This is a genomic window from Curvibacter cyanobacteriorum (genome assembly GCF_028649475.1).
GTDB classification, from domain to species: Bacteria; Pseudomonadota; Gammaproteobacteria; order Burkholderiales; family Burkholderiaceae_C; genus Curvibacter; species Curvibacter cyanobacteriorum.
Genome location: NZ_JAQSIP010000011.1, coordinates 63,662 through 87,616 on the forward strand (window position 1 = coordinate 63,662; position 23,955 = coordinate 87,616).

Genomic DNA, 23,955 nt, shown 5'->3' on the forward strand with positions numbered 1-23,955 from the left:
ACTCAGTACGCCCCACCCACCGGGTGACGCGCCACAAAATGCCCCGGTCCCACAGCCATCAGGGGCGCCACCTGCGGCGGGTCGCCCAGGGCGCGGATGGGGCTGGGGATGTCGTCGCTGAGCAGCTCGCGCACGCGGCGCTGGCTCGGGTCGGCCAGCGGCACCGCGGCCATCAGGCGGCGCGTGTAAGCGTGCTGCGGATTCTCGAACACGGCGCGGCGCGGGCCGATCTCCACGATCTGGCCCAGGTACATCACGGCCACGCGGTGACTGATGCGCTCGACCACCGCCATGTCGTGCGAGATGAACAAGAACGCAATGCCGAACTCCTGCTGCAAGTCGAGCAGCAGGTTGATGATCTGCGCGCGGATCGACACGTCCAGCGCCGACACCGCCTCGTCGGCGATCACCACCTTGGGGTTCAGCGCGAGCGCGCGCGCAATCGCGATGCGCTGGCGTTGCCCGCCTGAAAACTCATGCGGGTAACGGTGCGCGGCCTCGGGCGGCAGGCCCACTTTCTGCAGCAGCCACTGCACCCGCTGCTGGGCCTCGTCGCGCGTGGCCAGGCCGTGCAGCAAGATGGGCTCCATGACCGAAAAGCCCACCGTGAGGCGCGGGTCCAGCGAGGCGAACGGGTCCTGAAAAACAAACTGGATGTCGCGCCGCAGCGCCTGCAAGGCGTGGCCCTCCAGGCCTGCGATGTCACGCCCGGCCACCTGCACGCGGCCCGCGTCAAAGGCCAGCAGGCGCGCCAGCGAGCGCCCGGTGGTGGACTTGCCACAACCCGATTCGCCGACCAGGGACAGGGTCTCGCCCGCTTGCAGCGAAAAACTGATCTGCTCGACCGCGTGCACCTGGCGCGTGACCCGGCCCCACCAGCCCCCCGGCAGCGGGAAGCGGGTCACCAGGCCGTCGACCTGCAGCACCGGGGGCTCGCCGTGGCGCACCGTGTCGCTGACGCCCAGGTGGGCCACCGGGTCGGCCGCAGCCGTGGCTTCGGCGGTGTCGGAGGGCAGCGCAAAGCGCGCCGGCAGGTCGCGCCCCTGCATCGCCCCCAGGCGCGGCACGGCGGCCATCAGGGCGCGTGTGTAGGCCTGCTGGGGCCGGGCAAACAGGGCACGGCAGTCGCCGTCTTCGACCTTGTCGCCGCGGTACATGACCAGCACGCGGTCGGCCACCTCGGCCACCACGCCCATGTCGTGGGTGATGAAGATCACGCCCATGGCCAGCTCGCGCTGCAGCTGCTGGATGAGGGTCAGGATTTGCGCCTGGATGGTCACGTCCAGTGCGGTGGTGGGCTCGTCGGCGATCAGCAGCGCGGGTTTGCAGGCCAGGGCCATGGCAATCATCACGCGCTGGCGCATGCCGCCCGACAGCTGGTGCGGGTGGCGCGTGAGCACGTTCCTGGCTTCGGGGATGCGCACCAGGTCCAACATGCGCAGCGCCTCGGCCAGCGCCGCCTGGCGCCCCAGCCCCTGGTGCAGGCGGATCGATTCGGCGATCTGCTCGCCCACCGTGAAGACCGGGTTCAGGCTGGTCATGGGCTCCTGGAACACCATCGCCAGGTCGGCACCGCGCAGCGCGCGCATCTGGCGCGCGCTGGCCTGCGCCAGGTCGACGCGCTCGCCGTTGCGCCGGGTCAGCCACATCTGGCCGCGGTCGATCTGCCCGCCGCCTTGCTCGACCAGGCGCATCAGCGCCAGCGACGACACCGATTTGCCCGAACCCGACTCGCCGACGATGGCCAGCGTTTCGCCCGCATCGACATGGAAGTCCAGGCCCTTGACGGCCTGCAGTCGGCCCTGCTCGGTGGCAAAGCTGACGCGCAGGTCCTGCACCTCGAGCACGCGGCGTGGCGCGTTGGGCGCGGCGCTCATGCGAGGCTCCCGTCGTCTTCGTCGGCGTAGATGGCCACCACCGGGTCCTGCCCCGGGCGGGCCCAGCCGCGGTACATGCCTTCGGTGTTGAAGGGCAAGGCGACCTGCCCTTGCGCATCGACCGCAATCAAACCGCCACGCCCGCCCAGTGGGGGCAGTTTGTCCATCACCACGCGGCGCGTGGCCTCGTGCAGCGGCAGGCCCGCGTACGCCATCAGGGCCGACACATCGTAGGCCGCCAGACCGCGCATGAAGGCCTCGCCCATGCCGGTGCAAGACACCGCCACGGTGCGGTCGTTGGCGTAGTTGCCCGCGCCCACCAGGGGCGAATCGCCGACCCGGCCCGGCAGCTTGTTGGTGACGCCGCCCGTGCTGGTGGCCGCCGCGAGGTGGCCATGCACATCGAGCGCCACCGCGCCCACGGTGCCGAACTTGGCGCGCTCGTCCAGCGGGGCCGGCGGCTGGGCCGCCAGCAGGGTCTGGGCGTCGTGGTCCAGCGCGGCCCCCGACTGGGCGGCCTGCACGGTGCGCAACTGGGCCAGGCGCTCGGGGGTGTCGAACCAGTCCGGGTCCACCGCCTCGCAGCCACGCGCCAGCGCAAAGCGCTCGGCCCCTTCGCCGATCAACAGCACCGGGGCCGCCGAGGCCAGCACCGCGCGCGCCGCCAGCACCGGGTTGCGCAGCCGCGTCACCCCGGCCACCGCACCGGCGGCCAGGTCGCTGCCGCGCATCACACAGGCGTCGAGTTCGTGGCGCGCCTCGGCGGTGTAGACGGCGCCACGCCCGGCGTTGAACAGCGGGCATTCCTCCAGCAGGCGCACCGCTTCGGTCACCACATCGAGCGCATCGGCGCCCTGCGCCAACAGGGCCTGGGCCGCCAGCAGGATGTCACGCAGCGCCGCGCGGTAACGCGCCTGCTGCTCGGGCGTGATGGCGCTGCGGGTCAGGGTGCCGGCGCCCCCGTGCAAGGCGATCACGGGGCCATGGGAACGGGACAGGTCAGAGGGCATGGCAGAAACAGACAAGGTCATGGGCGGTGGGCAAACCATCAAGTGGCCCGCGCGCCCGAAGGCGGCGGCTCATTGTGCGTCGAACAGGGGGCGGTTGCGGGCGCGGGGCTCAAAGCGCCCGCGGGCGGGCCGGGCTGGCGGCGGCGCCGCGCGGGCGGCTCGGTGTGGGCCGCCTCCAGGTGCAGCCAGGGCATGACGCTGTGGGCCAGTTCGCGCTGGCGCTCCACCGCGCCCTCGGTGCGCCGCGCCACGGCGGCCACCAGCGCCTCGACCAGGGCCAGCGCGGTGGCGTTCGACGCGGCCGCCACCTGGCGCTGGGTGTGGGCATACAACACCCCGTCGGCCAGCGGCACCAGCGGCGAGGCGGGCTTGTCGGTCAGGGCCAGCACCTTCATGCCGCGCTCGCGCGCCAGCCGGGTGAGTTCGATCGTGTCCTCGACGTAGCGTGGGAAGGCCATCACGATCAGCAGGTCGGCCGGACCACGGCGAAACAACTGGCGCGCCGCGTGCGACGGCCCACCGGCCTGGGCCAGGCAACCGGCCAGCGCGCAGTAAGGCTCCAGTTCGTGCTGCAGCAGGCCGGCCAGAAAGGCACTGCTGCCCCAGCCCAGGGTCAGCACCTGCTCGGCGCCCAGGATCAGGTCGACGGCGGCTTCACAGGCCGGGCTTTGCAGGGCCTGCAGGGTGCGCTCGAGGTTGTCGCGCGTTTCCTGCAGGGACGCGGCCATGGTCTCGGCCGTGCTCGCGGCCTGGGCCAGGTTGGAGCGCAGGCTCTCGACCGGTGCCAGGATGGACTCGAAGCCCCGCGCCAGCTCGGCGCGGAACTGCGGGTAACCGGCGAAGCCCAGCGCCCGCGCCAGCCGGTTGGCCGTGGCCACGGACACCTCGACCTCGCGCGCGAACTCTTCGATGCTCAGCGTGGCGGCCCGGAAGGGGTGCGCCAGCACCGCCCGCGCCATGCGCTGCAAGGCGGCCGGCAGGCGGGGCGCCTGGCTGGCCACATGCTGCAAAACCGGCAGGCCGGCAAAGCGGCCGGCCCAGTCTGCGGACGGTTCAAAAGGGTGCATGAAAAGATATTTTCAACGAAGTGCGGGACTGTAAAGCAATTTACAGGCCTGCCGATGCAGGGTTTGCCTGGGGCCGCGAAGGGGCCCACTGTCCAACGGCCACGGCGGCCCCGCCCGGCCACCGTCAACGCCCGACGCCCGACGCCGACGCCAAAACGCCAAACGCCCCACGAGGGGGCGTTTGGCAGTTCAGGGCCCGCGGGGGCGCGGGGCCGGGCGGCAAGGGCGGCGGGGGGCGCGTCAGCCGATGGTCATCAGGCTGGCATTGCCGCCGGCAGCCGCGGTGTTGACGCTCAAGGCGCGTTCGATCAGCAGGCGCTCCAGCGGCACGTTGGCGTCGCCCGGGCGCAGTGCGGTGACCCCCACGATGGGGCCGGGGCGCTGCGCCAGTCGGGCGCAGACCTCGCGCAGGGCCTCGGCGTCGCCATGGTGCAGCACGGCATCAAAAGCCAGGTGGGCCTGGGTCCAATCGGTGCACAGGGTGACGCAGGCCTGCACCGCCGGGGGCAAGCGGTGGTGCAGGGCCTCGGCGGCCAGCGGCCAGACGGCCTGGCTGCCCACGGCCAGCACGGCGGCCAGTTGCAGCAGGCGGTCGGCGTCGTGGTCGGCCAGGCACAGCACGGCCTCGCGCGGCAGCCAGGTGTAGAGGTTGCGCTCGCCGGTGGGGCCGCGCAGCACCCGCGAACAACCGCTGTGCGACAGGGCACCGAGGCGGCTGCAGGCCTGTGACACGGCGGTCTGGCCCTGGGCCTGCGCCCATTGCTGCAAGGCCGCCAGGGGGGTGCCGGGGCCGACCGGGCTCTGGCCCGAACCGGCCTCGCCTTCTTGGACAAAGGTGCGGCCCGGGCCGTCGGCCGGGCGGCTGGCCAACAGGCGGTACAGGTACAGCGGGCCGCCGGCCTTGGGGCCCGTGCCCGACAGGCCTTCGCCGCCAAAGGGCTGCACCCCCACCACCGCGCCCACCATGTTGCGGTTCACGTAGACATTGCCGGCGTGGGCGTGGTCGACCACCCGGGCGATGGTTTCGTCGATGCGGGTGTGCAGGCCCAGGGTCAGGCCATAGCCGGTGGCGTTGATCTGGTCGAGCAGGGCCGGCAGGTCCTGGCGGCGGTAGCGCACCAGGTGCAGCACCGGGCCAAAGACTTCGCGCTCCAGCTCGGCCAGGCTGTCGAGCTCGATCAAGGTCGGGGGCACGAAAGTGCCGTGCTGGGTGGCCAGCGCCGGGCCCTGGCCCGCTTGCTGGTAGACGGGGCGGCCGCGGCGGCGCAGGGCGTCGATGTGGCGCTGGATGTTGGACTGCGCTTCGGCATCGATCACCGGGCCGACGTCGACCGCGAGGTCGTCGGGGCGGCCCAGGCGCAGCTCGGCCATGGCGCCCTTGAGCATCTCGATCACGCGCTCGGCCGCTTCCTCCTGCACACACAGCACCCGCAGCGCGGAGCAGCGCTGACCGGCGCTGTCAAACGCCGAGGCCACCACGTCGCTGACCACCTGCTCGACCAGCGCCGAGGAGTCGACGATCATCGCGTTCTGTCCGCCGGTCTCGGCGATCAGCGGCACCGGCTGACCCGTGGCGCCCAGGCGGCCGGCCAGGTTCCTTTGCAGCAGGCGCGCCACCTCGGTGGAGCCCGTGAACATCACGCCCTGCACCCGGGCATCGGCCACCAGCTGAGCCCCCACCGTTTCACCCGGGCCCGGCAGCAGTTGCACCGCCGCGTGGGGCACGCCCGCCTGCCACAGCAGGCGCACCGCTTCGGCGGCCACCAGCGGGGTTTGCTCGGCGGGCTTGGCCAGCACCGGGTTGCCGGCGGCCAGGGCGGCCGCAACCTGCCCCGTGAAGATGGCCAGCGGGAAGTTCCAGGGGCTGATGCAGACCACCGGGCCCAAAGCGCTGTGGCCGGGCTGGCTCAGGTCACGCCGCGCCTGGGCGGCGTAAAAGCGCAGAAAGTCCACCGCTTCGCGCACCTCGGCAATCGCGTTGGCGCAGGTCTTGCCCGCCTCGCGGATGAGCAGTCCCATCAAGGGTTGCAGCGCGTCTTCCATCAGGTCGGCGGCGCGCTCGAGCCGCTTGGCGCGCTCGGCTGCGGGGGTGGCCGCCCAGTCGGCGGCCACGGCGCTGGCGCTGTCCAGGGCACGGTGCACGTCGTCGGCGCTGGCGTCCTGCACCAGGCCCACCAGGTCACGCACATCGGCGGGGTTGCTGACCGCCCGGCCCAGGCCGGGCGCCACCGCCTGGGCCAACAGGGGGCCGGCCTGCCAGGGCTGCTCGGCGCTGGCCAGCAGCTGTTGCTGCAGGCCGCGCAGCTGCGCATCGTTGGCCAGGTCAAGGCCACGCGAGTTCTGGCGTGCCGTGCCGTACAGATCGCGCGGCAACGGGATGGCCGGGTGCGGCAGGCCCAGCGTGCCCTCGGCGGCGGCCATCTGCTCGACGGCTTGCACCGGGTCCTGCACCAGGTCCTCGAGCGCCAGGCTCTGGTCCGCGATGCGGTTCACAAACGAGGTGTTGGCGCCGTTCTCCAGCAGGCGGCGCACCAGGTAGGCCAGCAAGGTTTCGTGGGTGCCGACCGGGGCGTAGATGCGGCAGGGGCGGCCCAGCTTGCCGGCCCCCACTGCGCCCACCACCTGCTCGTACAGGGGCTCGCCCATGCCGTGCAGGCACTGGAACTCGTACTGGCCGCTGTGGTAGCGGTCGGGGCCAGCCATTTGGTAGATGGCGGCCAGGGTGTGGGCGTTGTGGGTGGCGAACTGCGGGTAGACCGCCTCTGGCGCGGCCAGCAGCTTGCGGGCACAGGCCAGGTAGGACACATCGGTGTAGGCCTTGCGGGTGTAGACCGGGTAGCCGTCCAGGCCATCGATCTGGGCGCGCTTGATCTCGCTGTCCCAGTAGGCGCCCTTGACCAGGCGCACCATCAGGCGGTGGCCGCTGCGACGCGCCAGGTCCAGCACCTGGTCGATCACGTACGGGCAGCGCTTTTGGTAGGCCTGGATGACAAAGCCGATGCCGTTCCAACCGGCCAGGGCCGGCTCGAAGCACAGCTTCTCCAGCAGGTCGAGCGAGAGTTCGAGGCGGTCGGCCTCCTCGGCGTCGATGTTGAGGCCGATGTCGTGGCGGCGCGCCTGCAGGGCCAGGCGCAGCAGCACCGGGTACAGCTCGTTCATGACGCGCGACACCTGGGCACGCTGGTAACGCGGGTGCAAGGCCGAGAGCTTGATCGAGATGCCCGGTCCCTCGTAAATGCCCCGCCCGCCCGAGGCGCGACCAATGGCCTCGATGGCCTGCTCGTAGTCGCGCAGGTAGCGTTGGGCGTCGCGCGTGGTCAGCGCGGCCTCGCCCAGCATGTCGTAGGAATAGCGGAAACCCACCGCCTCCAGCGGACGGGCGTTGACCAGGGCCTGCGCGATGGTTTCGCCGGTGACGAACTGCTCGCCCATCATGCGCATGGCCATGTCCACGCCCTTGCGGATCAGCGGCTCGCCGCCCTTCGCGGTGAGGCGGCCCAGCGCGGCGCCCAGGCCGTTTTCGCTGTGGGTGGCGACCAGCTTGCCGGTCAGCAACAGGCCCCAGGTGGCGGCATTGACGAACAAGGAGGGGCTCTTGCCCAGGTGGGTGGCCCACTGGCCGTGGGCGATCTTGTCGCGGATCAGCGCGTCGCGGGTGGCGGCGTCGGGAATGCGCAGCAGGGCTTCGGCCAGGCACATGAGGGCCACGCCCTCCTGCGAGGACAGCGCGTACTCCTGCAACAGGCCTTGCACGATGCCGGCACGCCCCCCTGCGCTCTTGCGCTCACGCAGCTGGCGCGCCAGGCGCTGGGCCAGTTGCTGGGTGGCTTCGGCCTGCGGCTGCGGCAGGCGCGCCTGCGGCAGCAGGTCGGCCAGGGCCTCGGGCTCCGGTCGGCGCCAGGCCGCCGTGATGGCCGCGCGCAGCGGGGTGGCCGGGCTCAGTCCGGGGGTGAATGGCGCAAAGGGCTGGTCGGTGGGGGGCAAGGCGGACATGGCTAGGTTCCAGTGATTCAGACAATGCCGCTATCTTCTCGGTGATACAGACGAATAACTGTTTGTATTTCTTTTGATTGACCGAATAAATCACCAAGCCAGCGCGCAAACCACCTGCCGATGGTCTGGTTTTGCGGCGCCGGGCCTGCACGCGCGCCGGCGCAGTCGCACAATGGGCTGCATGAAAGCACTCCAAGACATTGCCCTGTCCATGCTCGACCTGGTGGCGGTGCGCGAAGGCGGCACCGTGGCCGACGCGCTGGCGATTGCGCTGCGCACCGCACAGCACGCCGAAAGCCTGGGTTTCAAGCGCTACTGGCTGGCGGAACACCACAACATGAGCGGCATTGCGAGCTCGGCCACCGCCGTGCTGGTGGGCCACATCGCGGGCGGCACGCAGCGCATCCGCGTCGGCTCGGGCGGGGTGATGCTGCCCAACCACGCCCCGCTGGTGGTGGCGGAGGCCTTTGGCACGCTGGCCGAGCTGTACCCTGGCCGCATCGACCTGGGCCTGGGCCGGGCGCCCGGCACCGACGGGCTGACCATGCGCGCACTGCGCCGCGACCGGGTCGAAACCGAAGAAGACTTTCCGCGCGACGTGGCCGAGTTGCAGCGCCTGCTGGGCCCCGTGCAAGCGGGACAGCGCCTGATCGCCATGCCGGGTGCGGGCACCAATGTGCCCATCTGGCTGCTGGGGTCGAGCCTGTTCTCGGCCCAGTTGGCGGCCGAGCGCGGGCTGCCCTATGCCTTTGCCTCGCACTTTGCGCCGCGCCAGCTGCTGCAGGCGGTGGGGCTGTACCGGCGTCTGTTCAAGCCCTCGCCGACGCTGGACAAGCCCTATGTGGTGGTCGGCGTGCCGCTGATCGCGGCGCCCACCGACGAAGAAGCCCAGTTCCTGGCCAGCAGCACCTACCAACGGGTGCTGGGCATCCTGACCGGCGACCGGCGCCGCTTGCAGCCGCCAGTGCCGAACTACCGCGAACAGCTGCACCCGCAGGAGCGCGCCGCCATCGACGACTTCCTGGCGGCGGCGGTGATCGGCGGACCGGACACCGTGCACGCGGGCCTGAGCCGCCTGGCCGAGCTGACCGAGGCCGATGAGTTCATGCTGGTCAGCGATGTATTTGACCCGGCGCTGCGCCTGCGCTCGCTGGACGTGGCCGCGGCCGCGCTGCGCCGCCCCGAGGCCGTGGCGGCCTGAGGCCCCGGGGCGTCAGGGGGCCCTCAGCCCCCGCGGGACGCAGGGGCCTCATCTCCTCCCAGGTCAAGCCACCGCGCTCAGCCGCGGCGCGACTGACGCGAGCGCATCTGGCGCACCATCGCGTTGAAGAATTTCTCGGCGAAGTCGTCCTCGCGGATCAGCTGCGCCGTCAGGTCGGCACAGCGCTGGCTGACCGCCCCCGGCAGCGCCACGTTGTCGCCCGCCATGGCACCGGCCGTGCACTGGATCTCGGCCGCGCGCTGCACCGTCCAGAGCAGGAAGAAAGTGCGGGCGATGTCCATCTCGCACACCGCCACGCCGTGGTTGCGCAGCACCAGGATGTGCTTGTCGCCGAGGCTGCTCAACATGCGCGACTTCTCGTCGGCGAACAAGGTGATGCCCTCGAAGGTGTGGTAACCCACACGGCCCGTGAGTTGGGCACCATAGAAGTCGTCGTGGCCAAAACCAGCGCGCTTCAGGGCGATGGCCGAGACCTCGGTGGTGTGGGTGTGCATGACGCAGTGCACGTCCTCGCGCGCGCCGTGGATGGCACTGTGCAGCGCGAAGCCCGCCGGGTTGGCGTCGTACACCGAGGGCTCGACCTTGTGGCCGGCCAGGTCCACCTTGAGCAGGTTGGCGGGCGTGACCTCGTCGTAGTTGAGGCCGAAGGGGTTGACCAGGTAATGGTCGCTGCCGGGGATGCGCGCCGAGATGTGGTTGAAGATGGTCTCGGTCCAGCCAAAGTAGTCCACCAGGTGGTAAGCGTCGGCCAGTTGGCAGCGCAGCGCCCATTCGCTGTCGCTGCAGTGGGCGGGCTGGAGTTGCTGTGGGGTCGGGGTCAGGTCCATGGAAGCTCCTCAGGGGGTGGCGTGGAAGGTCAAGAAAAAGTCGAAGAAAAAGGTCACGGCACGGCGGGGGTTCAGGCCGCCAGGCGGCTGCGCTCGGCGCCGCGCCAACGCGCCAGCGCCAGCAAGGAGCGGGTCGCCGGGGTGGGCAGTTCGTAGCGTTCGGCCAGTTCGATCACAGCCTCGCCAATGGCGGCCAGCTCGAGCGGGCGGCCACGCTCGTAGTCCTGCAACATGGAGGTGCGCACCGCGCCCATGCCGGCGCCCAGGCGCAAGAACTCAATCGGGTCAAAGTCGAGTCGGGCGCCATAGGCGCAAGCGGTCAACATGACCTCGTGCATCACCTGGCGCACGGTGGCCAGCAGCGCGGGCTGGGTGTAGATCTCCTCCAGCGTGGCGCCGGTCACCACCGACAGCGGGTTGGAGGTGAGGTTGGCCATGATCTTGGTCCACAGCTTGTCGCGGATGCGCTCCAGCGCACGCGCCTCGATGCCGGCGCCCGAGAGCAGGTCGCACAGCCACCGCAGGCGCGGGCTCAGGGCGCCCGAGGGCTCGCCCAGCATCATCAGGTGCGGGGTGCGTGACTGCACCTCGCCCGGCGCACTGACCTCGGCGGTGATGAAGACCACCGCGCCGATCACCTGCGCCAGCGGCAGCAGGCGCGGCAGCACGCCCTGCGGGTCGACCGCGCGCACGCTCTGACCGTCAAAGCGTCCCCCCGCCTGGTGGAAGTACCAGAACGGCACGCCATTGGGGGTCGGCACGATCAGCGTCTGGGGCCCGATCAGGGGCGCTACGCTGGCGGCGAGTTCGGGCAGGTCCTGCGACTTGCTGCACAGGAACAGCAGGTCCTGCACGCCAAACACCGGGGCCGAGTCGACCTGCACCTGGGCGTGCGTCACGCCGCCCAGGTCATCCAGTCGCAGGCCTTGTTCACGCACGGTGCGCAGCGTCTGACCACGCGCCAGCAGGCTGACCTCATGGCCCGCCGCGGCCAGCCGGGTGGCCAGGGTGCAACCAATGGCACCGGCCCCGGCGACGGTGATGCGGGCCCGGCGCGGCCAGGTCGGGGCGGCCGCAGCGTCGAGGGAATGGAGGCTCATGGTTCAGGCCGCCATGCCCAGCGGGTGGTAGTGGCGGTTGAAGTACGCCAGGCCATGCGCGGGGGCCGCGTCGCTGCGCTGGCGGATGTCGCGCAGTTCCACGTAGAAGATGCTGTGCGTGCCCACTTCGTGGGTCGCCACGATCTGGCCATCAAAGTTGACCAGCGCGTCCTCGAAGGCCGGCGAGCCGGTCTGCAGGCGCTGCCAGTAGGCGCGTTCAAAGCGCTGCGCCATGCCCAGCTCGCGGTCGGCAAAGGCCGCCGACAGCGGCTGCTGGGCCGCGCTGAGCACGTTGACGCACAGCACGCCGTTGCCGGCAAAGAACGGGTGCGCATAGGAGTTGCGGTTCATGCAGACCAGCAGGGTGGGCGGCTGGTCGGTGACGCTGCAGACCGCCGAGGCGGTGAAGCCCGCCAGGCCCGCCGGGCCGTCGGTGGTGATGATGGTGACCGCACCGGTCAGCAGCGACATGCCGTCGCGGAATTGTTTGAGAGGCACCATGGCGGGCTCCTGAAAAAAGGGGGTGAAGGGGACGTCGGGGTGAACTCAGAGGTCCAGCACCAGGCGCGAGGAACGGGCGCGCGAGCAGCACACCAGGACCTGGTCGTTGGCGGCCTTCTCGTCGTCGGTGAAGTAGGCGTCGCGGTGGTCAGGCTCGCCGTCGAGCACATCGCAGGCACAGGTGCCGCAGACGCCCTGCTCGCACGACAGGTTGATGCGCACGCCGACCGTGCGCAGGGCCTCCGCCATGCTCTGCCCCGGGGCCACGGTGACGGTCTTGCCGCTGCGCTGCGCCACCAGCTCGAACGGGGCATCGCCCGCGGCATGGGCCGGCACGGCGGCGCCGAAGTACTCGCGGTGGATCTGCGCCTCGGCCAGGCCGGCACTGCGCGCCTCGGCCATGACCCAGTCCATGAAGCCGGTCGGGCCGCACACATAGAGGTGGGTGCCCGGCACGGCCCGGGCCAGCAGGGCCGCGGGTTGCAGGCGCTGCGCGGGCTCGGCGTCGTCAAAGTGCAGATGCACGCGCTCGGCCCAAGGGGCACGGGCCAACTCGTCGAGGAAGGCGCACTGGCTGCGCGAGCGCGCGCAGTAATGCAGTTCGAACGACGCGCCACTGGCGTGCAGGGCCCAGGCCATGGCGATCATCGGCGTGATGCCGATGCCGCCCCCGGCCAGCACACTGTGCGCGGCGCCGGCCTGCAGCGGGAAGTGGTTGCGCGGGCGGCTGATGGTCAGGGCCTGGCCCTCGCGCAGTTGCTCGTGCACGGCCACCGAGCCGCCGCGCGAGGCCGGGTCGCGCAGCACGCCCAGGCGGTAGCGGCCGGGTTCGCGCGGGTCGCCGCACAGCGAGTACGGGCGCAGCAGGCCACCGGGCAGGTGCAGGTCGATGTGGGCACCGGCCTCGAAGGGCGGCAGCGCCTGGCCGCCCGCATCGGCCAGCTCCAGCACCAGCACCTGGCCGGCTTGCAGTTCACGGTGCCGCAGCACCACGTTGAGGGTTTCAGAGCTCATGAAGGTGCACTCCCAAAAGTCAGCGCATGAAGATGCCGCCGTTGAAGTCCCAGGCCGCGCCGGTGGCGAAGTCGGCTTCGGCGCTGGCCAGCAGCAGCACCATGCGGGCGACGAATTGCGGGTTGCCCAGGCGCTGCACGGGGATGGCCTTGATCAGCGGCTCCAGGCGCTCGGGCGGCACCGCGGCGCGCACCGAGGGCAGCTCCATCGGGCCCGGGGCCACCGCGTTGACGGTGACCCCGCGCGCGGCGAGTTCGCGCGCGAAGATCTTGGTCAGGGTCAGGATGCCGGCCTTGGACGAGGCGTAATGCGCGCCCGAAGCGGTGCCCCCGTTCTGCCCGGCCAGCGAGGCCAGGTTGATGATGCGGCCGTGGCCGGCCTCAGCCATCGCGGCACCAAACACCTGGCAGCCCAGGAAGGTGCCACGCAGGTTGATGCGCAGCACCTGCTCGAACTCCTCCGGGCTGATGCTCATCAGCGGCGTGGTCAGCGTGAGCGCGGCGTTGTTGACCAGCACCGAGGGCTGGCCCCAGTGGGCGCGGGTGCTCGCCAGCGCGGCTTCAAAGTCGCGCTTGTGGCTGACGTCCAGCGCCAGGCCCAAGGCCGTCTGGCCATGGGGGTCGAGCGCGGCCGCCGCCGCCTGCGCGGCCTCGCCGTCGCGGTCGCTGAGCACCACGCGGTAGCCGTTGGCATGCAGCTCGGCCGCGATGATCTGGCCCAGCCCGGCGGCCGCGCCAGTGACCAGGGCGACCGGGGTGATCGACGTGAGCGCGCTCACAGGATGTAGCCGATGCTGGTCAGCGCATCGGTCGAGTTGATCAGCCGCACCACCTTGCTGTGGATCACAAAGCCGTCGCCACGGGCTTGCAGCACCCAGGTGACGTCGGCCACATGGCGGCGCAGCGTGTCCTTGCGGAACTCGCTCAGCTCTTGCGCGCCGCGCAGCGTGAGGCGGTCGCCGTCCTGTGCCAGCACGCGCAGGCGCGACACGCTGCGCACCGTGCGCGCCGCGGGGCTGGTGGAGATGGACTCGCCGCTGGTCAGGCGCTTGACGCGCTTGATGCGCATGTCGGCGTCGTCGTAGGCGTAGTTCAGGGTGTTGGCAAAGTCGCTGGCGGCCGGGTCGATGGGGATGATGTAGAGGCCATCGGGCGCCCAAAGGGACAGCCAGGCATCGTAGTCAGCGTGGTCCAACAAGTCCGCTTCGGTCCAGACAAAAGCGGTGGCGGCGTTCAAAAGTTCGAGCTTCATGCGCGGGGTCTCCAGGTTCAGGCGGTCATCAGTTTTTTCCACTCGCGGTAGGCCGCGCGCATGCCGGTTTCGGCGCTCACGTCGCTGGCCCGACCGTCTTCGGTGAGGCGTTCACCGGGCAGGCCGCGGTTGAGCAGGATCCACAGGTCCTTGCCGGCCTGCGCGCCCTTTTGCACGCGCTCCCAGGCTTCGGAGTCGTCGGGGGTGCCAAAGCCCATCGGGCCCTGGAAGTGCTCGTGCAGGCGCAGGCGGGCGCGGTTGGCGGCGGCAGGGCCCCCGTCCATGGTCAGCACCGCGTGGTGGATTTCGGTCTCGTTGACCGAGATCGGCTGCAAGACCCGGAAGAAGGCCATCGAGCAGGCGATGTTGGGAAAGAGGTTGAGGTTGAAGCCCGACCCGCCCACCGCGCGCACGATGCGGCGCACCTGCTCATCGCTGTGGCCCTCGGCGGCCAGCTCGGCGGCCAGTTCGGTGAAGCGCTCGGGGATCGGGTCGTCGAGGTGGTCTTCGAGGTCGATCAGCTCGGGGATCATCACCATCACGCTGTGGCCGTTGCCCAGGTCTTCGACAAAGCCGGGACCGCCCACGAAGTCGAGCATGCGCTCGGTCTGCGCGTCCACCGAGCTCAAGAACGACTTGTGCACCAGCGGGAAGTGGTAGGCGTCGGTGGTGTTCTCGAGCTGGATCTTCCAGTTGCCCGGGAAGCGGAAACGGTGCTCGCCGCCGACCTTGATCGGGTAGCCCGCGCCCTGCTTCATGAACAGGTCGATCCACTTGCGGGCCGGGCCCAGGTAGTCGGCCAGGGGCTGGATGTCGTCGCGGAAGGTGGCGAAGATCATGCCGCCGTAGGTCTCGACGCGCAGGCCAAACAGCGGGTAGTCGCTCTTGTCGAGGCACTGACCGTAGCTGTCGGGGCTGGGCACGCCGCGCAGCGAACCGTCGAGCGCGTAGCTCCAGCCGTGGTAGGGGCAGACGAAGCTGGCGGTCTTGCCTTTCTTGTGCTCGCAGACGGTGGCGGCGCGGTGGCGGCAGCGGTTCAGCAGCACATGGATTTGCTGCTTGCGGTCGCGCACCACGATGACTGGCTCGCGGCCCACGAAATGGGTCTTGAAGCTGCCGGGCTCGGCGACTTCGCTCTCGTGCGCCACCCAGACCCAGGTGTTGCGGAAGACGCGGTCCATCTCCTGCTCGAAGATGGCGGGGTCGGTGTAGAGCGAGGTGTGGGCACGGTCCTCGCGGACCAGGTCGCCCACCGGGCGCTGAAAGAAGACGGGTTGGACAGGGGCGTTCATGGCGTGTGTCGTGTAGGGTTGAGGGGGAATGAAGCAGCGCATCAGGTGGCGCTGGCGACGGCGGCGGCCGGCACGGTGGCCGTGGCCGCAGGCACCGGCAAGGCGCTGGCGTCGGTCCAGGTGCTGACCGGTCGGCTGAACAGGTTTTCGGTCTCGAACAGGGCGATGCGCCAGCGGCCGTCGGCACCGCGCTGCAGTTGCAGGCTGAGCTGGGCGGCATTGAGGTGCGAGTCGCCGCTGGCGAAGGTGGAGGTCTGCAACATGAGCCAGCTGGCGCGGGCCTGGTCGCCCTCGGGCTCGATCAGTTCAGAGCACAGAAAGTGCACGTTGAGCGCAAAGTGCGGCGGCGTGCGCATGTAGCGGCTGAACATCTCGCCGAGGGCGGCGCGGCCCTGGTAACCGCCAAAGCTGGCGGCGTAGCGCGCGCCCTTGCCGCGCCACTGCGCGTCTTCGGTGAACAGGTCCAGCAGCGCGGGCAGGTCGGTGTCGGCGTCGAGGTGGTCGCACAGCGCCATGTAGCGGTTGACGCAGGCGCGGATGGCGGTCTGGTCTTCGCTGCGCTGCACGCGCGCCTCGAGTGCGGCAAGGCGGGCGCTCAGGGCCGGCAGGTCGGTTGCGGCAGACATGTTGACTCCGGGCTCAGGCTGCGGCCTGGAGGCTGGGCGGCACCACCAGTTCGCGGCCGACGCGGGCCTCGATGCGGCAGTACTTCCAGAGCTTGTAGACCCCGTCACCGACCGGCAAGGTGCGGAACAGGTTACAGGCCGCATGCACCGTGGCCAGGTCGGGCACATCGGCCAGCACATAGCAGGTCCAGGGCCAGCCCACGGAGGGGCCCACCATCGACTGGTCGTCGTCCATGTTGCCCAGGACATGCACCCCGGGCAGTTCGGCGATGCCATTCATCATGCGGCCAAAGGCCAGCCAGACGGCCTTGGCCTCGTCGGCGGTGGCGTCAAAGAAGTTCTGGTTCACGCCGATGCAAAACAGGGTGCGCAGCGGCTTGGGGGTCGGGGTGGAGGTGCTCATGGCAAAAGTCCTTGGAAGCGGCTCAGAGGTATCCGGGCAGGGGCGGCAGGCCCAGCAACATGGCGCCTGCGTTCTGGTAGGTGATGTCGCCCATGAAGGCGTGCTGCGTCAGCACCAGGCTGTCGCAGACCTGCTGCGAGATCGGGCAGCTTTCATAGACCCCGGTCATGCCGGTCTGCATCTGCACGGCGCGCGTGACCTCGGCGCCCACGCGGGTGGCGTGGGTGGCCGACAGGCGCAGCAGGCTGATCTGCTCGGGCTGGGGCGTGTCGCCGCGCAGCAGGGCGTCCCAGACCTGGTCGATGGCGTCGTAGAAGAAGGCGCGGGCGGCACGCAACTGGGCATCGGCGCGCGCCACCTCGATCTGCACCTGCGGGCGGTCGGCCAGGCGTGGCGCGCCGGTCACCGACACGCGACCACCGGCCATGTGGCGCAGCTCGTCGATGGCCGCGCGGGCGATGCCCAGGCTGACCACCGACAGCACCTGCGCGGCAAACGACAGGGTGGGGTAGCGGAACAGGGGCTCGTCCAGGCGCGAGGCACTGCCGCGCACAAAGGTCCAGGCCTCGGGCACCACCACGCGGTCGACCAGCACGTCGTGGCTGCCGGTGCCGACCAGGCCCACCACGTCCCAGGCGGGCTCGATCTGCACCTGGTGGCGCGGCAGCACGGCCATGCGCGGCAGGCTGCTCTTTTCACCGTCGGTTGGGGCAATGCCCACGCCGATGAGCTGGGCGCCCATGCAGCCGCTGGCAAAGGACCAGCGGCCGCTGACCTCGAAGCCGCCCTCGACCCGGGGCGCGCGCTGCGGCGGGAAGATGCCGCCCGCAAAGATCACGTCGGGCGAGTGGGCGTAGATCTCGGCAAAGGTCTCGCTGGGCAGGGCCGCGAGGTAGGTCACCGCCATGCCGAAGCTGGCCACCCAGCCGGCCGAGCCGTCGGCCTGCGCGATGGTTTCGACCCGCTCGCAGAACTGGCGGGGTGATTCCTCCAGGCCCCCAAAGCGGCGCGGCACCAGGGCGCGGTAAACGCCTTGCTCGACGAAGCGGTCCACGATGTCGGGCGAGACAAAACGTTGCTTCTTGAACTCGGCGCGGCGGCGCCGGATGTCGCTGAGCAGCAGGTCCAGGGACGGCTTCTCAGGGGGCGGGACGGCGCGCACGGCGGCGGGGCTGTCAGAGCGTTGCGGGCTCAAGGTCTGCATGGGGAACTCCGTTGGTGATGGCGGTGAGGTGAAGGCGATCGGTCAGGCGCTGGGCGATGGCGCACAGGCGCTCGTCGGCGCCGCGAAGCGCCACCAGCTGCAGGCCCACGGGCAGGCCTTGCGCATTGGTCAGGGGCAGGCTGATGGCCGGGTGGCCCGTCAGATTGAAGGGCCGCACCAGGGCGGTCATGCCGACCGAAGCGCCGGTGTCGGCGGCCTGGTCCAGGCGCGGTGGCGGCTCGGGCAAGGTGGGCAGGGCCAGCACGTCGCAGTCGGCCAGGGCCTGGTCGACGTCGGCGGTGAACCAGTGCCGCACCGCGGCGGCGGCCTTGAGTGCGATCTCGTCGGTGCGGCTGGCATGGCGCAGGCGGGCCGCCACATCGGGGGCCACCAGGCCGGTCTCGACCAGGGCCGCGCAGGCGGCCCAGCTCTCGGCGTTGATGACGCTGAGGCCCGCGTGGTAGGCCTCGGCAAAGCGGCGCAAGGGCACCGGCACCAGGGTCTCGCCACTGGCTTGCAGGGCCTCGTTGACGGCGCGCCAGGTGCTGTCCTGGGCCGGCACCGCCAACACCCCGATGCGCAGTGACGGCGGCAAGGCCGGCAGCGCGCCAAAGTCGGGCGCGATGACCTGCATGGCGGCCACCAGGTCGGGCATCGACGCCGCCAGCGGGCCCACGCAGTCCAGGCTGCTGTGGCGCGGCAACACGCCGTCGCGGCTGACGCGGCCAAAGGTGGGCTTGAGGCCAAACACCCCGCAGCAGGCGGCGGGCACGCGGATCGAGCCGCCGGTGTCGGTGCCCAGGGCCACCCCCACCAGGCCCGCGGCCACGGCGGCGGCCGAGCCGCTGGACGAGCCGCCCGGCACGCGGTCCGGCCAGCCGGGGTTCAGCGGCGTGCCGGCCCACGGGTTGATGCCGGTCGAGCCAAAGGCCAGTTCGTGCAAATGGGTCTTGCCACGCAGTTGCCAGCCGGCGTCCAGCAGGCGCTGCACCACCTCGGCATGGCGGGCCGCGGGGGCCGCATCGGCCAGCGCGCGGCTGCCCGCCCGGGTGGCCTGGCCGGCCACGTCAATGGTGTCCTTGACCATCACCGCCGGGCCAGTGCCGCCCAGCGAGAGGGGTTGCGAAACGATGTTCATGAAGCCCTTCCGTTCAAAGGTGGGAGGGCCGGCGCCAGCGCCTTGAGCCCCCGAGGAAGCCGGTGACGCCGGCCTCAACTCAGGGCGCAAAGTTAGTTTTAATTACGTGAATAGTCAATTAAATGACCGACTGCTTTATCTGAGCAAATGCGGTGCTGAGCCAGATCAAAAAAGCGCCGATTTGGGGCAAGCTGCACCGTCATGGTGGACAAACCTTCCAAGCAACCCCTTGAAAAGCCTTGCCAGACAAGGGAGTTGGAAATCAGACTGCCAGGACTACAAAAAATCAAACTCCTCATCGCCCCAGAAGTTGACGCACCCCACTGATAAGAGCACCTGGATTCAAGCCGTCCAATTCACGAATTTAAGAAAATTTATTTAATGGAATTTGGCATGATTAATGCTGACCTGGATCAACCCAGGCTGACGGCACACCCTGCGCACCTGGGTCCGGAGGAAACCCTCGCTTTTTTCTTCACCCTTGCGCTGTGCAGCGCGCGGAGTTCGCCACCATGTCGTCTCTTTCCCGCCTCGTCCGTCCCCTCTTGCTGACCAGCCTGCTGGCCGCCTGCCACCTGGCCCAGGCCCAGATCAAAGTAGGGGTGGTGTCCTCGGCCACCGGCCCCATCGCGCTGGTGGGCATCCCCCAGAAGAACACCGTGCCCCTGCTGCCGACCAAGGTGGCCGGGCAAACGATTGAGTACATCGCGCTGGACGACGCCAGCGACCCGACCGCCTCGGTGTCAGCGATCAAGAAGCTGATCAACGAGGACAAAGTGGACGCGCTGATCGGCCCCAGCGGCTCGCCCAACGCCATGGGGGTGATCCAGTTCGTGGCCGAGGCTGGCGTGCCCATGTTTGCCCCGGTGGGCACCGCGGCCGTGGTGCTGCCGATGACCGAACAGAAGAAGTGGGTCTTCAAGACCACCCAGAACGACGACCTGATTGCCCGTGCCCTGGTGCAGCAGATGAGCCAGACCGGCATCAAGACGGTGGGCTTCATCGGCACCGCCGACCCCTATGGCGACAACTGGCACAAGGTGTTTGAAGGCATGGCCACGCAGGCCGGCATCAAGCTGGTGTCGGTGGAGCGCTTCCAGCGCCAGGACACCTCGCTGACCGCGCAATCGCTCAAGACCCTGGCCGCCAAGCCGGACGCGGTGCTGATCGCCGCGCCAGGCAGCTCGTCGGTGCTGCCGCAGACCACGCTTTACGACCAGGGCTACCGCGGCAAGGTCTACCAGACGCACGGCGCCGCCCTGCCCGACTTCCTGAAGCTCGGGGGCAAGAAGGTCGAGGGCACCATCCTGGCCGCCAGCGGCATGCTGGTGCTGGACCAGATAAGCGACAGCAACCCGAGCAAGAAGATCGCCAGCGCCTATGTCGCCGCCTACGAGAAGCTCAATGGCACCAAGCCCGCCACCTTCGGCGCCAACGTGTACGACGCAGGCCTGCTGCTGCAGGCCGCCATCCCGGTGGCGCTGAAAAGCGGCAAGCCCGGCACGCCGGCCTTCCGCAGCGCGCTGCGCGATGCGCTGGAGCAGGTGCGTGAACTGCCCGCCACCCAGGGCGTCTACAACCTGAGCGCAGCCGACCACAGCGGCTTTGACGAACGCGGGCGCGAGCTGATCACCGTGAAAAACGGTCAGTGGACGCTGCTGAAGTGAGGCCTGGGTGATGGATCTGCAAATCGCCATGCTGCTGGGCCAGGACGGCATGACCAGCGGCGCCATCTACGCCCTGCTGGCCTTGTCCATCGTGCTGGTCTTCACCGTCACGCGCATCATGCTGGTGCCGCAAGGTGAGTTCGTGACCTTTGGCGCCATGACCATGGCCGCCCTGCAGGCCGGGCAGACCGCCCGCCTGGCCTGGTTGCTGCTGGCCCTGGCGGCCCTGCACTGGGCGCTGCGCGGCTGGCGCGCCTGGCGCCGCGGTGACGCGGTGGCGCGCGCCCTGTTCGCCGGCCCGGCCCTGCTGCTGCCCGCGGTGACCGGGGGCCTGTGGCTGATCAGCCGCCTGCCCGGCTCGGCCGACTGGCCCATGGGCCTGCAGGCGCTCTACACCCTGGCCCTGGTGGTGCCGCTGGGCCCGCTGCTGTACGACCTGTGCTTTCGCCCGATCGCGGCCGCGCATTCGCTGGTGCTGCTGATCGTGTCGATCGCGGTGCACGTCGTGCTGGTGGGTCTGGCGCTGATGATGTTCGGCGCCGAGGGCGCACGCACCCAGCCGTTCTCGGAAGAGGGCCTGGCGCTGGGGCCGGTGACGCTGAACGGCCAGACCCTGTGGGTGCTGGTGGTGTCGCTGCTGCTGATCGGTGCGCTGTACCTGTTCTTTGAGCGCAGCCTGTATGGCAAGGCGCTGCGCGCCACCGCGGTGAACCGGCTCGGCGCCGAGCTGATGGGCATCTCGCCGACGCTGGCGGGTCAGGCCTGTTTTGGGGTGGCGGCGTTCATGGGCGGCCTGTCCGGGGTGCTGATCGCGCCACTGACGACGCTCTACTACGACTCCGGCTTCATCATCAGCCTCAAGGGCTTTGTCGGCGCCGTGGTCGGGGGGCTGATCAGCTACCCCGTGGGGGCCCTGGGCGCCCTGGGCGTGGGCCTGGTCGAGGCGTACTCCACCTTCTGGGCCAGCACCTACAAAGAGGTGATTGTGTTCACCCTGATCCTGCCGTTTTTGCTGTGGCGCTCGCTCGCCACCCACCACCACGAGGAGGACGCATGAGCGCCACCCTGCCCACCCCCAACGAGGCCCAGCTGGCCTCGGCCCTGAACCCCCAAACCGGTGCCTGGCGCCGCTGGGCCTGGCCCGTGCTGGCCCTGCTGTTTGTGCTGCTGGGCCCGCTGATGCCGAGCTTTCAGCTCACGCTGGCCAACCACATCGGCCTGGCCGCGCTGACCACCCTGGGCCTGGTGCTGCTGACCGGCGTGGCCGGCATGACCAGCTTTGGCCAGGCCGCCTTTGTCGGCCTGGGCGCCTACGCCTGCGCCTACCTGAGCGCCGTGCCCACACTGCCCGCCTGGCTGCAACCGCTGGCCGGTTCGCACTGGAGCGCCCTGCTGCTGGGCCTGGTCCTGACGCTGGTGATTGCGGCCGTGCTGGGCGCGCTGACGCTGCGCCTGTCTGGCCACTTCTTGCCGCTGGGCACCATCTGCTGGGGCCTGGCACTGTTCTACCTGTTTGGCACGCTGGAGGTGCTGGGCGCGCACTCGGGCCTGTCGGGTCTGCCCGCGCTGAGCCTGGGCCCGTGGCTGCTGGACAAGCCCGAGAAGATGTTTGTGCTGATCTGGGTCACCGTGCTGGGCGCGCTGCTGCTGGTGCACAACCTGCTGGACTCGCGCAGCGGCCGCGCCATCCGCGCCCTCAATGGCGGCCAGGCCATGGCCGACTCGATGGGCGTGCCGGTGTTCCGCGCCAAGCTGACCGCCTTCATGCTGTCGGCCGCGCTGGCCTGCGTGTCGGGCTGGCTCTATGCCTGCAACCAGCGCTTTGTCAGCCCCGCGCCATTCAGCCTGGGCGCGGGCATTGACTACCTGTTCATGGCCCTGATTGGCGGCAGCGGCCAGCTGTGGGGCGCGGTGCTGGGTGCCGGTGTGGTGACGCTGGCGCGCGACCTGCTGCAAGACAGCCTGCCCAAGCTGCTGGGCAGCAGCGGCAGCTACGACGCGATCGTGTTTGGCGTGCTGATCGTGCTGCTGATGCAGCGCGCGCCCGCCGGCCTGGGGGGTTGGATCGTGCGCCGCTGGCCGCGCCGCCCGCGGGCGACCGTGGCAAGCCACGGCCCTGCCACACCCCTGCCCCGCCGCACCCTGCCGGCACGCGGCCAGACCGTGCTGCAGGTGCGCGGACTGACCCGCCGCTTTGGTGGCCTGGTGGCCAACCGCGACCTGAACCTGGACCTGCGGGCCGGCGAGATCCTGGCCGTCATCGGGCCCAATGGGGCGGGCAAGAGCACGCTGTTCAACCAGCTGTCCTGCGTGGACCAGCCGACCTCGGGCGAGATCGAGTTCTGCGGTCAGAACGTGCGCGGCTGGGGCGCCCGGCGCATCGCCGCGGCGGGCTTGTCGCGCACCTTCCAGCACGTCAAGCTGCTGCCCAACATGAGCGTGCTGGAGAACGTGGCCATCGGGGCCCACCTGCGCGGTCGCCAGGGCCTGCTGCCCAGTGCCCTGCGACTGGACCGGCGCGAAGAACACGCGCTGCTGGCCGAGGCGCAGCGCCAGCTCGACCGCGTGGGCCTGGGCGCCCTGGCCCATGCCGAGGCCGGCAACCTGGCGCTGGGACAGCAGCGCCTGCTGGAGATCGCCCGCGCCCTGTGCGCCGACCCCAGTGTGCTGCTGCTCGACGAGCCCGCGGCCGGCCTGCGCCACCAGGAGAAACAAGCCCTGGCCGAACTGCTGCAACGCCTGCGCGCCGAAGGCATGGCGGTGCTGCTGGTCGAGCACGACATGGACTTCGTGATGAACCTGGTGGACCGCATCGTGGTGGTGGTGTTCGGCGAAAAAATCGCCGAAGGCCTGCCGCAGGACATCCAGCAAAACGAACAGGTGCTCGACGCCTACCTTGGAGCCTCCGCATGAGTGAACAAGCCCCCTCCCCCACCTTGACCGCGGTGGCCGACGCGCCGCTGCTGGCGGTGCACGACCTCAGCGTGGCCTACGGCAAGATCGAAGCCCTGACCCAGGCCAGCCTGACCGTGCAGGCCGGTGAGATCGTCACCGTGATCGGCCCCAACGGGGCCGGCAAAAGCACCTTGCTGGCCGCCCTGATGGGGGTGCTGCCGACCCGCCAGGGGCAGATTCAGTTCCAGGGCGAGGCCCTGGGCGACAGCGGCGTGAACGCCCGCGTCGCGCGCGGCCTGGCCCTGGTGCCCGAGACCCGCGCGCTGTTCGCGAGCATGAGCGTCGAGGACAACCTGCGCCTGGGCGCCTTCCGCTTTCGGCGCGACGCCAGCAGCCTGCACCAGCAGGCACTGCAAGAGGTGTTTGCACTGTTCCCGCGCCTGCAGGAACGGCGCAGCCAGCTGGCGGCCACGCTGTCGGGGGGCGAGCGCCAGATGCTGGCCCTGGGCCGCGCGCTGATGGGCCGCCCGCGGCTGCTGATGCTCGACGAACCCAGCCTGGGGCTGGCCCCGCTGATCGTGCGCGACATCTTCCGCATCATCGAGCAGCTGCGCCGCCAGGGCGTGTCGATCCTGCTGGTGGAGCAAAACGCGCGCGCGGCCCTCAAGGTGGCCGACCGGGCCTATGTGCTGGAACTGGGCCGGGTGGTGATGCAGGGGCCTGCCGCCGAGCTGGCCGACGACCCGCGCATCGTCGAAACCTACCTGGGCCTGCACAGCCAGCACCAGGACAAGCTGGCGGCTTGAACGCGGGCGCGCCAGGGCGGACCGGGTGCGCGCGGTAACATTGCGGCACGGCGCCCGTGCCG

General features: G+C 70.2%; 20 protein-coding genes. 5 read left to right on the forward strand and 15 right to left on the reverse strand.

Translation table 11 applies throughout. The features are described from left to right. Window positions 1-2: 2 nt before the first annotated feature. The 4 genes from PSQ40_RS18890 to putA all read right to left on the reverse strand — a co-directional run bounded on the left by PSQ40_RS18890 (window position 3) and on the right by putA (window position 7,947). Window positions 3-1,877 carry a dipeptide ABC transporter ATP-binding protein gene (locus tag PSQ40_RS18890; RefSeq protein WP_273953440.1) on the reverse strand — a complete coding sequence of 625 codons (1,875 nt, stop codon included), beginning with the start codon at window positions 1,875-1,877 and terminating at the stop codon, window positions 3-5. Beyond that, window positions 1,874-2,887, reverse strand: coding sequence for an isoaspartyl peptidase/L-asparaginase family protein (locus PSQ40_RS18895; RefSeq protein WP_273953441.1), 1,014 nt, complete (start codon window positions 2,885-2,887; stop codon window positions 1,874-1,876). The genes PSQ40_RS18890 and PSQ40_RS18895 overlap by 4 nt, the downstream gene beginning before the upstream one ends. A gap of 38 nt (window positions 2,888-2,925) precedes the next feature. After that, window positions 2,926-3,954, reverse strand: a complete 1,029-nt coding sequence (locus tag PSQ40_RS18900) for a MurR/RpiR family transcriptional regulator (protein WP_273953442.1) — start codon at window positions 3,952-3,954, stop codon at window positions 2,926-2,928. 240 nt (window positions 3,955-4,194) lie between these two features. Continuing rightward, complete coding sequence (gene putA, locus PSQ40_RS18905) at window positions 4,195-7,947, reverse strand: trifunctional transcriptional regulator/proline dehydrogenase/L-glutamate gamma-semialdehyde dehydrogenase (protein ID WP_273953443.1); 3,753 nt, start codon at window positions 7,945-7,947, stop codon at window positions 4,195-4,197. Window positions 7,948-8,119: 172 nt separating this feature from the next. Here putA and PSQ40_RS18910 point away from each other — a divergent pair, with 172 nt between their 5' ends. Next, on the forward strand, window positions 8,120-9,148 hold the full coding sequence (locus PSQ40_RS18910) for an LLM class flavin-dependent oxidoreductase (protein ID WP_273953444.1): 1,029 nt from the start codon (window positions 8,120-8,122) through the stop codon (window positions 9,146-9,148). 77 nt (window positions 9,149-9,225) lie between these two features. Here PSQ40_RS18910 and PSQ40_RS18915 read toward each other — a convergent pair whose 3' ends face one another. The 11 genes from PSQ40_RS18915 to PSQ40_RS18965 all read right to left on the reverse strand — a co-directional run bounded on the left by PSQ40_RS18915 (window position 9,226) and on the right by PSQ40_RS18965 (window position 18,525). Further along, complete coding sequence (locus PSQ40_RS18915; RefSeq protein WP_273953445.1) at window positions 9,226-9,996, reverse strand: class II aldolase/adducin family protein; 771 nt, start codon at window positions 9,994-9,996, stop codon at window positions 9,226-9,228. Between the two features lie 71 nt (window positions 9,997-10,067). After that, window positions 10,068-11,096, reverse strand: a complete 1,029-nt coding sequence (locus PSQ40_RS18920) for a ketopantoate reductase family protein (protein ID WP_273953446.1) — start codon at window positions 11,094-11,096, stop codon at window positions 10,068-10,070. 3 nt (window positions 11,097-11,099) lie between these two features. Next, on the reverse strand, window positions 11,100-11,597 hold the full coding sequence (locus PSQ40_RS18925) for a flavin reductase (protein ID WP_273953447.1): 498 nt from the start codon (window positions 11,595-11,597) through the stop codon (window positions 11,100-11,102). A 45-nt stretch (window positions 11,598-11,642) separates the two neighbouring features. Then, window positions 11,643-12,611 (reverse strand): PDR/VanB family oxidoreductase, encoded by a 969-nt coding sequence (locus PSQ40_RS18930; RefSeq protein WP_273953448.1) that lies wholly within the window; start codon window positions 12,609-12,611, stop codon window positions 11,643-11,645. A 19-nt stretch (window positions 12,612-12,630) separates the two neighbouring features. Further along, on the reverse strand, window positions 12,631-13,389 hold the full coding sequence (locus PSQ40_RS18935) for an SDR family NAD(P)-dependent oxidoreductase (RefSeq protein WP_273953449.1): 759 nt from the start codon (window positions 13,387-13,389) through the stop codon (window positions 12,631-12,633). Next, window positions 13,386-13,862 carry an aromatic-ring-hydroxylating dioxygenase subunit beta gene (locus tag PSQ40_RS18940; protein WP_273953450.1) on the reverse strand — a complete coding sequence of 159 codons (477 nt, stop codon included), beginning with the start codon at window positions 13,860-13,862 and terminating at the stop codon, window positions 13,386-13,388. Before PSQ40_RS18940 ends, PSQ40_RS18935 begins: the two co-directional genes overlap by 4 nt. 17 nt (window positions 13,863-13,879) lie before the next feature. Further along, window positions 13,880-15,154 carry an aromatic ring-hydroxylating oxygenase subunit alpha gene (locus tag PSQ40_RS18945; protein ID WP_273953451.1) on the reverse strand — a complete coding sequence of 425 codons (1,275 nt, stop codon included), beginning with the start codon at window positions 15,152-15,154 and terminating at the stop codon, window positions 13,880-13,882. 41 nt (window positions 15,155-15,195) lie between these two features. Then, entirely contained in the window at window positions 15,196-15,780 is a 585-nt protein-coding gene (locus tag PSQ40_RS18950; RefSeq protein WP_273953452.1) for a nuclear transport factor 2 family protein, read from the reverse strand. A 13-nt stretch (window positions 15,781-15,793) separates the two neighbouring features. Beyond that, window positions 15,794-16,183, reverse strand: a complete 390-nt coding sequence (locus PSQ40_RS18955) for an IacB protein (protein ID WP_273953453.1) — start codon at window positions 16,181-16,183, stop codon at window positions 15,794-15,796. Window positions 16,184-16,205: 22 nt separating this feature from the next. Continuing rightward, window positions 16,206-17,387, reverse strand: a complete 1,182-nt coding sequence (locus PSQ40_RS18960; RefSeq protein WP_273953454.1) for an acyl-CoA dehydrogenase family protein — start codon at window positions 17,385-17,387, stop codon at window positions 16,206-16,208. Beyond that, the gene (locus tag PSQ40_RS18965) at window positions 17,359-18,525 is read right to left on the reverse strand and encodes an amidase (RefSeq protein ID WP_273953455.1); all 1,167 of its coding nucleotides are present in this window, start codon (window positions 18,523-18,525) and stop codon (window positions 17,359-17,361) included. The genes PSQ40_RS18960 and PSQ40_RS18965 overlap by 29 nt, the downstream gene beginning before the upstream one ends. Before the next feature lie 512 nt (window positions 18,526-19,037). On the opposite strand from PSQ40_RS18965, the gene PSQ40_RS18970 reads away from it, so the two are divergent. From PSQ40_RS18970 to PSQ40_RS18985, 4 genes are read left to right on the forward strand one after another with little or no spacing between them, the layout of a single operon-like run. Then, window positions 19,038-20,192, forward strand: a complete 1,155-nt coding sequence (locus PSQ40_RS18970; protein WP_273953456.1) for an ABC transporter substrate-binding protein — start codon at window positions 19,038-19,040, stop codon at window positions 20,190-20,192. 10 nt (window positions 20,193-20,202) lie between these two features. Next, window positions 20,203-21,249 carry a branched-chain amino acid ABC transporter permease gene (locus PSQ40_RS18975; protein WP_273953457.1) on the forward strand — a complete coding sequence of 349 codons (1,047 nt, stop codon included), beginning with the start codon at window positions 20,203-20,205 and terminating at the stop codon, window positions 21,247-21,249. Further along, on the forward strand, window positions 21,246-23,105 hold the full coding sequence (locus PSQ40_RS18980) for a branched-chain amino acid ABC transporter ATP-binding protein/permease (protein WP_409338624.1): 1,860 nt from the start codon (window positions 21,246-21,248) through the stop codon (window positions 23,103-23,105). The genes PSQ40_RS18975 and PSQ40_RS18980 overlap by 4 nt, the downstream gene beginning before the upstream one ends. Next, complete coding sequence (locus PSQ40_RS18985; RefSeq protein ID WP_273953458.1) at window positions 23,102-23,893, forward strand: ABC transporter ATP-binding protein; 792 nt, start codon at window positions 23,102-23,104, stop codon at window positions 23,891-23,893. Before PSQ40_RS18980 ends, PSQ40_RS18985 begins: the two co-directional genes overlap by 4 nt. Window positions 23,894-23,955: the final 62 nt, after the last annotated feature.